This is a genomic window from Giesbergeria giesbergeri (assembly GCF_054779375.1).
Genome location: NZ_BAAGYJ010000001.1, coordinates 581,630 through 596,362 on the forward strand (window position 1 = coordinate 581,630; position 14,733 = coordinate 596,362).

Sequence of the window (14,733 nt, forward strand, 5' to 3'; positions counted from 1 at the left end):
TGCCAGTGGGATAAACACTGCTGGGAGCAATGGTAAAAATTTATAATCCCGGCCAATATGGCAGTCTGGGCTTTAGGCATCAACCACACCACCGCGCCGCTCGACCTGCGTGGCCGCTTTGCGTTTGCGCTCGACCAAATCGCCCCCACGCTGCATGGCTTGCGTCAGGCACTGGCCCCCGACAGCCCACAGCAGGGCATTGAGTCGGCCATTTTGTCCACCTGCAACCGCACCGAGATTTACTGTGCAGGCGACCCACGCGCCCTAGAGCGCACCTTTGGCTGGCTGGCCCACAGTGGTGGCGTCAACCCCGATGTGTTGCGTTCGCATTCTTATGTGCTGCAAAACGGCCCCGCAGCCCGCCATGCCTTTCGCGTGGCCAGCGGCCTGGATTCGATGGTGCTGGGCGAGCCGCAAATTTTGGGCCAAATGAAAAGTGCCGTGCGCGCCGCCGAAGACGCGGGCGCTTTAGGCTCCACGCTCAATCAACTGTTCCAGCGCAGCTTTGCCGTGGCCAAAGAGGTACGCACCTCAACCGAGATTGGCGCACACTCCATCAGCATGGCCGCCGCCGCAGTGCGCTTGGCCAGTCAGTTGTTTGAAGATTTAGCCCGCACCAAGGTGTTGTTTGTCGGTGCTGGTGAGATGATTGAGCTCACGGCCACGCACTTTGCCGCCCGTAGCCCACAAACCATCGCCATTGCCAACCGCACCCTAGAACGCGGCGAAAAGTTAGCCTCCCGCTTTGGTGGCGAGGTGATGCGCTTGGCCGATTTGCCCGAGCGCCTGCACGAGTTCGACATCGTGGTCAGTTGCACCGCCAGCAGCTTGCCCATCGTCGGTTTGGGTGCAGTAGAACGTGCCCTGAAAAAACGCCGCCACCGCCCCATGTTCATGGTCGATTTGGCCGTGCCGCGCGACATCGAGCCCGAAGTCAAGGCGCTGGAGGATGTCTACCTCTACACCGTGGATGACTTGGCCAGCGTGGTGCAAACCGCACAGGCCAACCGCCAAGCCGCCGTGGCCCAGGCCGAAGCCATCATCGATGCTGGGGTGCAAAGTTTTATGCACTGGCTGGACGAGCGCGACCCACAGCATGGTGTCGTGCCCCTGATCCAGCAAATCCACGCCCAAACCGAAGCATGGCAAGCGGCAGAAATTGCCCGTGCCCACAAGCGCCTGGCGCAAGGCGACGATGTCCAAACGGTGCTCGATGCACTGGCCAAAGGGCTGACCAACAAGCTCTTGCACGGCACTCTGGCCGAACTGCATGCAGGCGATGCAGCCACCCGGCAGCAAACGGCGCGCACCGTCTCGCGCCTGTTCCTGCGCCAACAGCAAAGCCCCGGTCGCCGTTAGCGTAGCCAATTAAGGCAGCCTATTTTTTTGCTACTGCCAGCGCCCCGTGGGCACTTGGCCTTCACGATTTCCCCCGATGAAACCTTTTTTGAGAAGCCAACTGGAGCGTTACGCCCAGCGCCTGGGCGAGCTAGACTTTTTGCTCTCGCGCGATGACATCATGGCCGATATGGCCCAATACCGCGTCCTGTCGCGCGAGCACGCCGAAGTCACCGCCATTGCGGGCCGCTACCGGCGCTACCTGCAACGCGAAAGCGATTTGGCCGGAGCACAAGACATGCTGGCCGACCCCGACATGGCCGAGATGGCACAAGAAGAAATCGCCAGCGCCAACGCCGAACTGGCGCAATTGGAAGATGAACTGCAACGCCTGCTGCTGCCCAAAGACCCCGACGATGGCCGCAACGCCTTTTTAGAAATCCGCGCCGGCACGGGGGGCGATGAATCGGCGCTGTTTGCCGGAGATTTGGCCCGCATGTATATGCGCTACGCTGCCAACGTGGGTTGGAAAGTCGAAACCGTGAGCGAAAACGCCGCCGAGTTAGGCGGCTACAAAGAAATCGTCTTGCGTATCGTGGGCGATCACGTCTATGGGGCGCTCAAATTTGAATCGGGCGGCCACCGGGTGCAGCGCGTGCCTGCCACCGAAACCCAAGGCCGCATCCACACCAGTGCCTGCACCGTGGCCGTGATGCCCGAACCCGACGAAACCGAAGCCATCAAGCTCAACCCGGCTGATTTACGCATCGACACCTTCCGCGCCAGCGGTGCGGGCGGCCAGCACATCAACAAAACCGACTCTGCCGTGCGCGTGGTGCATTTGCCCACCGGCATCGTGGCCGAATGCCAAGATGGCCGCAGCCAACACAGCAACAAAGCCAAAGCCTTGCAAGTGCTGCAAGCACGCATCCAAGAAAAAGAACGCAGCGAACGCGCCGCCAAAGAAGCCGCTTTACGCAAAGGCTTGATTGGCAGCGGCGACCGCAGCGACCGCATACGCACCTACAACTTCCCACAAGGCCGCCTGACAGATCATCGCATCAACCTGACGCTGTACAAACTGCTCTACGTGATGGAAGGCGATTTGGGCGATGTGCTGCAAGCCCTGCAACACGCCCACGAGGCCGAACAACTGGCCGAGCTCGAAGCCAACCAATTGGGTTAAACCGGGCCATGTCCGCTTTCGCCCCCACCACCGTAGCCGCCGCCCTGCGCCAAGCGCACACGGCTGGGCTGGCCCGCATCGATGCCCAGATGCTGCTGCTACACACTTTAGGCCGTCCACTGCATGACCGTGCTTGGCTGCTGGCCCACGATACCGACACCATGCCTACTGCAGCCAGTGCCGCATTTCTGGCCCTGTGCCAGCGCCGCGCAGCAGGTGAACCCGTGGCCTACCTCACTGGGGTGAAAGAGTTTTACGGCCTGCCCTTGCAGGTAGATTCACGCGTGTTAGACCCACGCCCCGATACCGAAACGTTGGTCGATTGGGCCTTAGAACGGCTGCAAGCGGTGCCAAGCCCCCAAGTGCTGGATTTGGGCACAGGCAGTGGCGCCATTGCTTTGGCACTGCAACAGCAGCGCCCCGATGCCCACGTGCTGGCGCTCGATGCCAGTGCCAATGCCTTGGCCGTGGCCCAAGCCAATGCCCAACGCTTGGGGCTGGCGGTGCGGTTTCAACACGGCCATTGGTTGCAAGGGGTGCAGGGGCATTTTGATGCCATCGTCTCCAACCCGCCCTATATCGCCAGCAGTGACCCCCATTTAGCCACCTTACAACACGAACCACTGCAAGCCTTGGCCAGTGGTCCCGATGGGCTCGATGACATCCGCGACATCGCCATCCAAGCCCCCGCACACCTCAAGCCCGGCGGTTGGCTACTGCTAGAGCATGGCTGGAACCAAGCCGCCAGCGTGCGCGCCCTGCTGACACAAGCAGGGCTGTGCCAAGTGCAATCGCGCTGCGACTTGGCGGGCATAGAGCGTTGCACTGGCGCCCAACGCCCACTCGGCTAAATTGGAAGGCTGGCTGGCTTACTTCACCTGCACGTAACGGCCACCGTGGATTTCGGTAAAAAACACCTTGCGTGCGGTATCGCCATTGGCATCAAAGGTGATTTGTTGCTGCAAACCTTGAAACGGATTGCTGCGCAGAGCGGCAGCCTTGAGTGTCTCGCCATGTTGGCGGTTTTTGAGTGCCGTCAATACCACCGTGGCCGCGTCATGGGCCGACACAGAACTGTAGCCCGGCATGCGTTGAAATCGTTTGAAATAGGCCTCTGTAAACTCTTGGAAACGTGGCGAAGTGTCATCACGGTCATAGTTCTGCACAATCAGCAACCCCTCCACCACCTCCCCGCCCAATTCCACCAATTGTTCTGTTGCGGCCCATTCGGCAGCACCAATGGGTAACTGTGGCGCTTGTTTGCGCGCCTGCTGTGCCAGCCGGGCAACATCCAATGCCCCAGAAATGAAGAACAGGCCATCGGGCTGGTGTTGCAGCAACTGATTCATCACCAACGCAAAGTCGGTGTCCGGCCCCGATTCGTATGGCACGGCACTCACTTTACCCCCCCCATGAACGGTGACGGCATGGCGGAACTCGGCCAACCACGACTCGGTAAAGTTACGATTGCGCAAATCATAGGCCACCCCAATGTGGCGCTGCCCCCGCTGCAACATGACCTTGGCATAGTCGTGTGCGTTGTCACTGGTGGTACGGTTGATGCGAAACAAGTTGTCATCCCGGCCATAAAAGGCCATCGACGTAATGGTAGGGCTGACCTGAAAAATACCCGCTTGGCCTGTGATGGGCACAATCACCTCGGCCATACTGCTCGTGAACGGCCCAATGATCGCTTCAACCTGGGCATCGACCAACTCCTGCGCCGATTGCGCAGCCACCTCTTTGGTCTGTGCATCGTCACGGGCCAACAAATCGACCATGCGGCCATCCAAGCCTCCGGCACGGTTGAACTGCTCCACCGCCAAAATGACGCCATTCAACCCCGCTTGACCATTGTCTGAATTGCGATCAGACAGGCCACCAATAAAACCCACCTTGACCGGAGGCTTAGGGCCGCAAGCTATCAACAGAAAGCTTGCCAACACCACCAAGCAAAGGCGCTGCAGCCTGACCATGAAAGACATATTCCCTCCGAAGGTAGGATTGAAATTTCATCAATTTCATCAATTTCATCAATTTTTCACCCAGTGCGCGGGAAGCCTCCGGGTTGAGCCCAGAGTGGAAAGCGCGGACACCGCAGGTGTCCTCATGGGGCGCTTGTTGCTCTTGAATGTACTGCCGAAGAATGTCAATTGGCGCACCACCGCAGCTTGAGGCAAAGTAGGACGGCGACCATAAAACGCCTCGCCGTTTAAGCTACGGATGGAAGTCCCCAAACTGTTGGCGCAGCAACCTCGACGAGACACCCTTGAGCGATGCAACCAGGTGGGACAGGGCCACCTTGGGCGGATAGTTAATCAGCAGATGTACTTGAGATCCTCTCTGGGCTCAACGCCAGAGATTCCTACTGCTAGACGGCGATGCCCCGGCGCGAGAATATTCAACAGTACCTCTCGATGTGCTTGTGGCAGGCGTTGTATGCAAGAACACAAGAAGCTATCAGAACACTGGCAGCCAGTAGAAACATCAAAGGCCCAATGTATCCTCGAAGCAGAGTGTGTAAGACTCCTCCAGAATTGAGACTGTCTACAAGACTAGAGCCAATCAGTGCGATAACCAACGAGAAGACTGATCCACCCGCCAATATCAGTTTGGCTGGCCAGCACACCTCCAGCACGGAGATGATGGCGAGGGATTTTTCTATGGAATGCACCTAGTAGATGTAGATGGGGTCGTCTCAGAATTCGGACACGACCCGTTCACGATCGTCGGGACTCCTACTTCCTGCCGCTGCTCTTCAGTATCTCGGCTGCAATCGCAGGTGAGGAAGCGTACACGTAGCACCCACCACCAGATTTGTTGCCGCCACCCTTCATGCAACCATCCAAAGCTACGCACTGGTCGACGGTTTTGACATCTTTTGCAAAGCCGCCGTTCTTTGTCCACTTCGACCAGTCTTTACTGTCTTGGTAGTAGCAGCCGTGGTTGGGGCTGGAGACGATCTCAATATTGCTGACGCCAAAGTTATCTGGAACTTTCGCCAAATCCTTAGTGAGTACCTCTACTTTGCCCCTGCTTTTATCGTGCTCATACAATTTTACGTTCCAACCGTCCGGCACCTTGACAGACTTTATCTTGTCATTCCAAGGAGCGCCTGCTCCGCCAGAAGACCAGTTGTTATCGGAAATCTGAAGGCTTTCGCCTTGGAAGTTTGGCTGGGTAAACACAGTGATTTGTGCATGGGCGCAACTCAATGTAGCACCCAATGAACCCGCCACCAATATTGCTCGCATATGACGCAGCATTCCAATTCCTCTTCAATTTTTTGCCTACTCTTACGTTTTTCGGCGGACACGTCACGAAAGAGTAGCACCCTTAAAAAATACAACAATGTATTTTTTGCATTTGCAAAAAATCCTGCAAACCCGCGCAAGAAACAATACAGCCTTTGGTGGGCAGCAAGGGCGACAGCTATGACAATGCCCTGGCCGAGACCACCAACGGCCTGTACAAGGGGCGCTGTTGCATAAATCAATTTTGGAACGTGCTACTCCTATCCCAACCGTATCTATGCCACGGCCACCGTCTGAGGACAGCCCAGTTCAGTAAATTTGTTCAAAATGGCTGCCCGGATATGCAGCTCATTGACCTGGCGCTCGAAGGTGCTTGACATCACACGCTCACCCAGTCGTTTGATACAGTGCATCTTGGTTTCCACCAAACTTCGTCGGTGGTCACCGCTCCAGACTTTCCATATCTTGCACCCCAATCGCCAGCATGCGCCAACGGCCTCATTGCGATATGCGAAAGCAGCCCCTGTGCGAATTCGAGCATTCTTGCGAGGAGGAACCATCGGGACGGCACCACGCTGCATCACCGCTTCGTAGACAGATCGTGTGTCATAAGCACCATCACCATTTCATTTATGCCTCCACCTGTTCTGAGTCCGTCAGCACCTGCTCCGTTGCCTGCCAGCGTCCCGTTACCCATCGTGGCACGCTGGCAACAGGCCTGGAATGGCTCGTTGCGCTTTCGGCTATTGGCATTGGGGTTGATGCCGCTGCTGGTGGTGTTTCCCATCGTCATTGGCGTGCTGGTCTTGTTGGGGGGTGAGCGTGCCAACCACCTGCTGCTGTCAAATTTGCGCGGCAACCTGGCCAGTAGCCGCAACTACCTCGATCAGGTCAAAACCGATGTGGGTCTACGGGTAGAGCAGTTGGTGCATACCGAGCGGCTCAACCAATTGCTCAGTCAACGGGCACCTGCCGAAGATATCAATGAAGCCCTGAGCACAGCAGCCAAAGGGGGCGGACTGGACTTTTTGCTCATTGCCCAAGCCGATGGCACAGTCGTAGGGTCGAGCACTGGGCTGCACAAAGGCAGTCGTTTGCCACCGTCGTATGTCATTCGTCAAGCCCAGATCGGGGTGGCCAATGTGGCCTACGAACGCTTTGAACTGGCAGAGTTGGCGGCTTTCTCGCCCTTGTTTCCCGAACGTATCCAATCGCCACCTCCACCGTCACCCCATCAAGGCACCGCCGTACGCGGCTTGTTGATCAATGCTGCCGCGCATTTTCCGTTGGCAGTCAATAGCCCAGATGTGATGTTGGTCGGTGGCATTTTGCTCAACCAAAATGCCTCGCTGATTGAGCACATGCGGGAATTGATTTTCCCAGTGGGCACCCTGCCCGATGATGCCGAGGGCATGGCCGCCATCTTTGTAGATGGTGTCCGTATTGCCATCAGCCGCCAGCGTCAACGCGGCATGCAACACATAGACCCTTTGGTCAGTCCAGAGATCCGGCAAACGGTGTTAGAGCAAGGCGAACGTTGGCTGGGCAAGGCCTGGCTGGCAGATCAATTGCACCTCACAGGGTATGAGGCCATCCGCGATGGGCATGGGCAACGCATTGGCATGTTGGCCGTGGCCTTTCCCTACGATCCTTATCTGCGGGTCATGGGGGTATTGTTGGTGCTGGTAGCCGGTTTAATGGCACTGGCCATGTTGGCACTGTCCATGCTGTTTCTGCGCGCGGGGCATGAATTGACCACCCGCCTGCGCGCCATCAGCAGCACTATGGTGGCGATTGGTCAGGGCAATCGCACCGCACGGGTCGGCACCCCCCAATACGAGGACGAACTCGGACAACTGATGCGGCATTTTGACGCTTTGCTAGACACCATTGCCCGCCAAGATGCCCAGCAACAAACTGCCCAACGTCACATAGTGGAGGAGGCTTCGCGTCGGCGGGCCTTGTTCGAACATGAGCGCGACGGGGTACTGATCCTGAATCCCGATGGCAGTGTGTTCGAAGCCAACCCGCGATCGGCGGCCCTGCTCGGCTACAGCACCACCGAGATGCAGCAAATGCACCTGCACGATTGGGATGCCCATTACAGCCGCACCGAACTCACCGCCTTGTTAGATGAAGTCCGTGAAAATGGGCGCTTTCTAGAAACCATTCTGCGCTGCAAAGACGGCAGTACCTTCCCGGCAGAATTGAGCATGAGTCGGGCTTATTGGAGCGACAAAACTTTTGTGCTGGTGCTGCTGCGCGACATTACCGAGCGCCATGCCATCCAGACGGAACTAGAGCTGTATCGGCTCGATCTGGAGCGGCTGGTGGTACAGCGCACCAAAGAATTGCAAGACCGCTCAGAACAACTCAACACCATTTTCGCACTCAGCCCCGATGGCTTTGTTCTATTCAATCGACGCCTGAAAGTGGCCTTTGCCAACCGGGCTTTTCTGCACATGCTGGGGCTGGAGTCTGAACAGGTGATCGGGCTGGATGAGAATGACTTCTCCATGCTGCTGGCACGCAAGTCTTTGGCCCAAGCAAGCTTTCCCGGTGTTGCGGCCCTGCGTGCCACCCACAAAAAGAAGCGCCAGCCAACCGATACGCCCGCCCCCAATGCGCATGAACAACGCCAGCTCTTTGAATTGGCCGCCCCTGCCAGTCGGGTGATTGAGGTATTGATCCGCATGTCCGAAACGGCCACGGTGTCGCAGATTCTGTATTTCCGTGACGTCACCCACGAAACCGAGGTCGATCGGATGAAAAGTGAGTTTTTGTCTACCGCAGCCCACGAGTTGCGCACACCTATGGCCAGCATCTATGGCTATGTCGAACTGCTGCGCATGCGCGAATTTGATGCGCCCAAACGCAACCAGCTGCTAGACACCGTTTCGCGCCAATCGGAGCTGATGTCCTCCATCATCAATGAGCTGCTAGATTTGGCCCGTATCGAGTCACGCCGGGGCAAAGATTTTGTGCTGGAGCGGGTAGCGTTGCAGGACGTATTGGCTGAAGTGGTAGCCGGTTACAAACCACCACAAGACCGCCACGCCCCCACACTCCCACCCAGCGATATGCCACTGTGGGTGCAAATTGACCGCAAAAAGCTACAGCAGGCGCTGCTCAATATCTTGTCCAATGCCTACAAATATTCGCCACAAGGGGGCCAGGTACAACTGCATTACTGCCATGCCGACACCGAAGGGCAGGGCCAGCAAGTGGGTGTGCGGGTGCAGGATGAGGGCATTGGCATGACCCCTGAACAGCTCCACCGGGTTTGTGAACGCTTCTATCGGGCCGATGCATCAGGACAAATTCCTGGCACGGGGCTGGGCATGAGCATCGTCAAAGAAATTGTGGAACTCAGTGGCGGTCACTTGCAGATTGAAAGCACACTGAATGTTGGCACTGCGGTCACCCTGTGGTTGCCCGTGGCTGCGCCGCTGCCTGAAACCACACCGCTAGTATGACCAGCCCATGCCCTCCGTACTATTGGCCGAGCAACAGTGAAATAATCGCGCATCTTTTAGCCGATACAGAGAAACCTTTCCCATGAGCGACACCCAACAACGCATCGATACCCTGGTCAAATCCAGCAACGTTCTACTGTTCATGAAAGGCACCGCCAGCTTTCCGCAATGCGGCTTTTCAGGGCGTGCCATCCAAATTTTGAAAGCCTGTGGCGTAGACCCCAAAACGGTAGTCACCGTCAATGTGCTGGAAGATGACGCCATCCGCCAAGGCATCAAGGAATACAGCCACTGGCCCACCATTCCCCAGCTCTACATCAAGGGTGAATTTATTGGTGGCTCCGACATCATGATGGAGATGTACGAATCGGGCGAGTTGCAGCAAATTTTGGGTGCAGCCTGAGTTCTGGACGGGGCACACTGGGCCGTACTAGCCGCCTGCGGGCGGCTTCTTTGTTTTTGCCCAGGCAGCTACACTGGCACTGCGGCACACCCTCCGGCACATCCCGTGTTTCTGCCCCGAAGATGATCTACCACCTGCTGTTCATCGCTGCATTAATTGCCACCAGCGCATTTTTCTCTGCAGCCGAGATTTCTCTGGCGGCCTCGCGGCGCTTGCGGCTGCGCCAAATGGCCGATGATGGTGATGCCCGTGCGGCACGGGTGCTGCGCACCCAAGAGCAGCCGGGGGACTATTTCACGGTGGTACAGATCGGCCAAAATGCAGTCGCTATTTTGGGCGGTATTGTGGGCGAAGGGGCACTCAGCCCCTACCTGACAGATTTTTTTGGCTGGTGGTTGCCTATGCCAGCAGCGCAAACCGCCGGGTTCCTCAGCTCCTTTTTACTCATCACTTCGCTGTTCATCCTGTTGTCTGATCTGCTGCCCAAGCGTTTGGGCATGGCCGAGCCAGAGCGACTGGCCCTGCGCTTGCACCGGCCCATGCTGTTGTGGATGGCCCTGTTACGACCACTGGTCTGGTTCTATAGCCGCTGTGCCGATGCCTTGTTCAGGCTGCTGGGCTTGTCTTCTCTGCGTGATGATCGCATCACCTCCGACGATATTCTGGCCATGATGGAGGCAGGCACCAAAGCGGGCGTGCTGGCAGCCAGCGAACAACAAGTCATTACCAATGTGTTTGAGCTGGACACCCGCATGGTCAGTAGCGCCATGTCGCAACGTGAACGCATTTCGTTTTTCCGCCGCGATGAGTCTGATGCTGTGATCCGGCTGCGCATTGCAGCAGAGCCTTTTTCCACCTATCCCGTGTGCGAGGGAGACATTGACCATGTGGTCGGCTACGTTGACGCCAAAGATTTGTTCCAGCGGGTGCTCAACAACCAGCCCATCTCGTTGCAAGACGACAGCTTGGTGCGCAAAGTACTCATCATGCCCGATCGGCTCACCTTGGCCGAAGTGTTGAGCCAATTCAGGCTGGCCCACGAAGATTTTGCTGTCATCGTCAACGAATACAGCTTGGTGGTGGGGGTGGTCACGCTCAACGATGTGATGAGCACCGTGATGGGCGATTTGGTCTCGCCCTTTGACGAAGAGCAAATTGTGCAACGCGATGCCGACTCTTGGCTCATTGACGGCATCACCCCCATCGGTGATGTATTGCGCGTACTCAACTTGGACGAACTGCCACACGCCGGGGATTATGAAACCTTGGCGGGTTTTTTGATGGTGATGCTGCGCCGCGTGCCTCGGCGCACCGACAGCGTCAGTTGTGCTGGCTACAAGTTCGAGGTGCTGGATGTAGACAGCTATCGTATCGATCAGGTGATGGTGTCACGTTTGGGCAGCACAGACAGTGCTGCCTTGCCGACTCAATCGCCAGAACCCGTCAGATAAAAGGCAGACCAATAAAACGGATGCGGATGGCGAAGGCGCAACCGATTTTGTGCATCGCGCAATGCCTTGGTTTTGCTCACACCTGCGGCTACCGCTTGATAGAAATCCTGCATCAGCTCTGCCGTAGTTTCATCATCAACTTCCCAAAGGCTTGCCACAATGTTGTGGGCACCCGAATACAGGAAGGCACGGGTCAGCCCCACCAAATCGTCACCACTCATGATGCGGCCCAAGCCCGTCTCGCAGGCCGACAACACCATCAGATCGGCACTAAAACGCAGGCCATAGAGCTCATTGACCGTGAGGGAACCATCGTCCTGTGCAGACTTGGCCAACAGCAACCGCGATGCCAGCGGGGTACTGGCGTTGAACTGACCATGCGATGCCACATGCACATACTTGTAATGCGGTGCCAGTTCTTTAAAGGCGGTCTCGGTGGCCGCAGCACGCAGCAGTAAAGTGCTTTGGGCCATGCCCTTGGCAATGTGGCGCGCTTCGGCATCGGCGCTGGGCAGGTCGAGCTTGGCATCGCCCAAATCCGGATTGCCAAAAACCAGCAACGGTTTGGTGGGCCGATGGGGGGCCATCGTCAGGTACAACAACACGCTGGAGCTGGGCAGCACACGCAAATGGGCCTTGGCTACCAAGGCATTGCTGCCATCGTGGAGCATAGAAAACGGCAGGTAATGCAGCACACCGTGCGGCACAATCAGCAAATCTTTGCCTGCCCAGTCTTGGTACATCGGAGCCAACAGCCGCTGGTAAAGCCTGCGGGCCAAGCCATTGACCGCTTCTTCCTGCTCCGTCATGGCTCGGCGCAAGGCGCGCACGTCTTCTTCCAGTCCGGCAGCCTCCAGTGCAAAGGCTTTGACCCCCTTGCCATCGGCCACAAAAGCCACCAAGCTGTCTTTGGAGCCATAAAACTCCAGCAGCACCTCATTAGGGCGCAAACGGCTCTGTATCGCCTGCAATGAGGCAGGAGCCACGGTCACCAAAGAGGCCAATGCCGGTCGGCGCTGGCGCAAATCGGTCGTGGTTTGGCTCCACTGGCTGCGGGTGCGCAGCCCTTGAGCAACATCAGTGGCCCCCTGCACCCTGATCTCGCTGTCCGCAGTTTCTAACCGAGCCAGCTCGCTGGCGGTATCTGGGCCAAACTCTTTTTTGGCAGCCAACAAATCCACCAAGGCACGCGACTTGGCCCGCTCGGCAATCTCCAGTGCCTCAGCCTGCTGCCCCACACGCAGGCTGGCTGTGACCAGCCGTGCATACACCGTCTGCTTATCGGTCACAAAACCGATTTTGTTGATTTCGGTCTGGATGGTGGCCCGTTGGCGCTCAATGATTTCAATGGCTTGGCGATAGTACCGAATCGCCTCTTCTATCTGGCCTTCTTGCTCGGCAATGCGACCACGGTCAAACAGCATCAACCAATAGATTTCGCCGTTGGCACTGGCTGCAGGAATGGCCAGCAGCCGATCCAGATCCGCCTTGGCCTCTGAAATGCGGCCCGTTTCAAGACGGCACTTGGCCAGCAGATAGCCGCGTGGCAAATCAGCCCACATCCAGTAGTTCAAGCCCTGGAAGGTAGCCCCACTGAACAAATTGTCTAAAAATCGGCGCAGTTTGAAATACCGATCGCCTTCCAAGAGAGTGGCGGCCTCGGCAAATCGGCCCAGCGCCGCCAAACTGCGGGCCACAGCAAACACCCGCACGGGAATGTAGTCATCAAACAGCGGAAAGGCGGTGGACATTTTTTCCAACCGTGGCAACAGCTTTTCTGCATCACTGCGCTCGCCATTCATCACTGCAGCCACAATGCGTGTGGACATGGCTTGCAACTCAAAGTCCCGATCATCAGAGCCTTCTTGGGCAATCCAGTCCATCACCGCCTTGGCCTGTGCCGCAGCCTCGGGATACAGGCCCAACTCCAGTTGGGCCTCGGCCCGCATCAGCCCAATGGCGGGCGTGGCATCATCCAAACCAAACAGGCGTGTGCGCCGATCCCCTTGAGCTACCTGCCGTGCCAATTGATCCAGACAGGCAAACAGACGGTCGTAGCGTTTGGTTTTGGAATAGGCAAAACAAAGCGCATGCCGATCACGCGTGCCCAAGGGGCGCTGGGCAGCCTCGGTCTCAAGCAAAGTTTCAAGTTGCGTATATTGCCCGTTGGCTGCAAGCTTGACCGTCTCTAAATCCAACCCCGCCTGTGCCGCACCCGCCACAGCAGCCAACCACCCAGCAGCCACGGCACGGCACAGACGAGATCGCATGGCCAACTCCGTGGGCTTAGAACCAGTAGCCGAAGTTCATCTTCCAAGTATTGCCACTCTTGGAATGTGCATAGCCCAAACCGGCCCGCACGAAGCTGCGTGCAGAAAAGGCACTCTTATTGGTGCCCAAGGTAATGCCGATCTCTTGACTATTGTCGGCAAACGGCTTGTCACCAAAATAACGGGTATCGATGAAAGAGTATTCCAACGACATCTTAGAGCCCTTGATGGTCACAGGTTGCAACAGCATAATGCCGTTGCGCATGCCGGTGGTGGTGATGTCCGGATTGAAAGCGTAGTCACCCGAAGAGAATTTTCCGGTTTTGTAAATACCCAGCATGTTGCCAATGGCAATGTCAAACCCCGTCATGGGAATAATGTATGCACTACCAATCGTGGCCGAATACAGCCCCGCCACGGTTGCCAAATCCTCAGAGCCGACAAACGAATATTTAATGCCCGGCGTGAGCGTCCAACGGTCAGACATGGGAATACGATAAGCCAGACCAAACCCGGCTTGAATGCTCTTGGCACCACCAATATCACTGTAAGTGATAGGCAATTGCAATACCAGTTGGCGCCGAGGATCAATATCATTACGGAAGGTGTAAGACAGCGGAATACTGAGAAACTTGGTATTGGTGCTGTTGATTTTTCCTGAGCCGTAGTTCAACCCCACCTGAAGCAAATTGCCCGCCTTGCCATCTTGGCTGGCCTCCTTGGCCAGCGCCGCTGGGGCCGCTACATTGGTGGCTACATCCAGAAAGCTGCTGCCAAAGTCTGACGCCACGGTGGTGGGAATCAACCCACCTTGTCCGGTAATGGGGCTGAACGGCGAATGCTTGGCCTGATAGTTCATGATTCGGCCAATCACATTGTTGTTCTTCAGGTAGTCTTCCAGTTTGTCTAGGCTTTCATCGCGCGTTCTGCCATTGAAGGCCTCGTTGATGCCCAACTCAGGAATGACAAAGCTCAACTGTGGGCTGGATGGCTGAAAATGGAGATTAACCAGCAAGCTATTGAAACTGGCTTGGGCCGAAATTCCATCCGTGTTGCTATTGGCACCAGGAAACAAACCCGTCAGGCGCGTGGTCTTGAGGGCGTCAATAAAGCCCTGCGCAGTGGACTCATTCACAGATGCACAGCGCCCCACCGTGGAATCATTGATGTTGAGCGTATAAGGCCGCTCTGTCATCACGTCTATGATGTTGGCACATGTGGCTGCGGCCCCACCCGCCATCAAAAAGCCACCCGTGGCTACTGCCATCGCTATGATATTTTTGTGCATCTCCCACTCTCCTTTTGTTGCATTGCTGCTGAAGTTGTAGCTGAATGTACTGGTAGCAACTACCTGT

Annotated in this window: 10 protein-coding genes and 2 pseudogenes; 6 read left to right on the forward strand and 6 right to left on the reverse strand. The window is 56.8% G+C overall.

Annotation, left to right across the window (positions count from 1 at the left end):
• The first annotated feature begins 57 nt into the window (after positions 1-57).
• The 3 genes from hemA to prmC all read left to right on the forward strand — a co-directional run bounded on the left by hemA (position 58) and on the right by prmC (position 3,375).
• Entirely contained in the window at positions 58-1,359 is a 1,302-nt protein-coding gene (gene hemA, locus ACYVB2_RS02655; RefSeq protein WP_382429288.1) for a glutamyl-tRNA reductase, read from the forward strand.
• Between the two features lie 76 nt (positions 1,360-1,435).
• Positions 1,436-2,524 (forward strand): peptide chain release factor 1, encoded by a 1,089-nt coding sequence (prfA, locus tag ACYVB2_RS02660; RefSeq protein WP_382429286.1) that lies wholly within the window; start codon positions 1,436-1,438, stop codon positions 2,522-2,524.
• Positions 2,525-2,532: 8 nt separating this feature from the next.
• On the forward strand, positions 2,533-3,375 hold the full coding sequence (gene prmC, locus ACYVB2_RS02665; protein WP_382429284.1) for a peptide chain release factor N(5)-glutamine methyltransferase: 843 nt from the start codon (positions 2,533-2,535) through the stop codon (positions 3,373-3,375).
• Between the two features lie 18 nt (positions 3,376-3,393).
• On the opposite strand, the gene ACYVB2_RS02670 is transcribed toward prmC, so the two are convergent.
• The 4 genes and pseudogenes from ACYVB2_RS02670 to ACYVB2_RS02685 all read right to left on the reverse strand — a co-directional run.
• Positions 3,394-4,509 (reverse strand): ABC transporter substrate-binding protein, encoded by a 1,116-nt coding sequence (locus tag ACYVB2_RS02670; RefSeq protein WP_382429282.1) that lies wholly within the window; start codon positions 4,507-4,509, stop codon positions 3,394-3,396.
• Between the two features lie 124 nt (positions 4,510-4,633).
• A pseudogene (gene tnpA, locus ACYVB2_RS02675) lies at positions 4,634-4,855 on the reverse strand (IS200/IS605 family transposase); the annotation flags it as partial.
• 407 nt (positions 4,856-5,262) lie between these two features.
• The gene (locus ACYVB2_RS02680) at positions 5,263-5,790 is read right to left on the reverse strand and encodes a beta/gamma crystallin domain-containing protein (RefSeq protein WP_382429280.1); all 528 of its coding nucleotides are present in this window, start codon (positions 5,788-5,790) and stop codon (positions 5,263-5,265) included.
• A 263-nt stretch (positions 5,791-6,053) separates the two neighbouring features.
• Positions 6,054-6,401: pseudogene (locus ACYVB2_RS02685) on the reverse strand (transposase); the annotation flags it as partial.
• Between the two features lie 9 nt (positions 6,402-6,410).
• Between ACYVB2_RS02685 and ACYVB2_RS02690 the strand changes: the two are divergent.
• The 3 genes from ACYVB2_RS02690 to paeA all read left to right on the forward strand — a co-directional run bounded on the left by ACYVB2_RS02690 (position 6,411) and on the right by paeA (position 11,108).
• Positions 6,411-9,254 (forward strand): ATP-binding protein, encoded by a 2,844-nt coding sequence (locus ACYVB2_RS02690; protein ID WP_382429278.1) that lies wholly within the window; start codon positions 6,411-6,413, stop codon positions 9,252-9,254.
• Positions 9,255-9,336: 82 nt separating this feature from the next.
• The gene (gene grxD, locus ACYVB2_RS02695; protein WP_382429276.1) at positions 9,337-9,657 is read left to right on the forward strand and encodes a Grx4 family monothiol glutaredoxin; all 321 of its coding nucleotides are present in this window, start codon (positions 9,337-9,339) and stop codon (positions 9,655-9,657) included.
• A gap of 122 nt (positions 9,658-9,779) precedes the next feature.
• Complete coding sequence (gene paeA, locus ACYVB2_RS02700; protein ID WP_460535158.1) at positions 9,780-11,108, forward strand: polyamine export protein PaeA; 1,329 nt, start codon at positions 9,780-9,782, stop codon at positions 11,106-11,108.
• On the opposite strand, the gene ACYVB2_RS02705 is transcribed toward paeA, so the two are convergent.
• Both ACYVB2_RS02705 and ACYVB2_RS02710 read right to left on the reverse strand, forming a co-directional pair.
• The gene (locus tag ACYVB2_RS02705; RefSeq protein WP_382429272.1) at positions 11,084-13,378 is read right to left on the reverse strand and encodes a CHAT domain-containing protein; all 2,295 of its coding nucleotides are present in this window, start codon (positions 13,376-13,378) and stop codon (positions 11,084-11,086) included. The two genes, paeA and ACYVB2_RS02705, sit on opposite strands and share 25 nt — an antisense overlap.
• A gap of 16 nt (positions 13,379-13,394) precedes the next feature.
• On the reverse strand, positions 13,395-14,666 hold the full coding sequence (locus ACYVB2_RS02710) for a hypothetical protein (RefSeq protein WP_382429270.1): 1,272 nt from the start codon (positions 14,664-14,666) through the stop codon (positions 13,395-13,397).
• Positions 14,667-14,733: the final 67 nt, after the last annotated feature.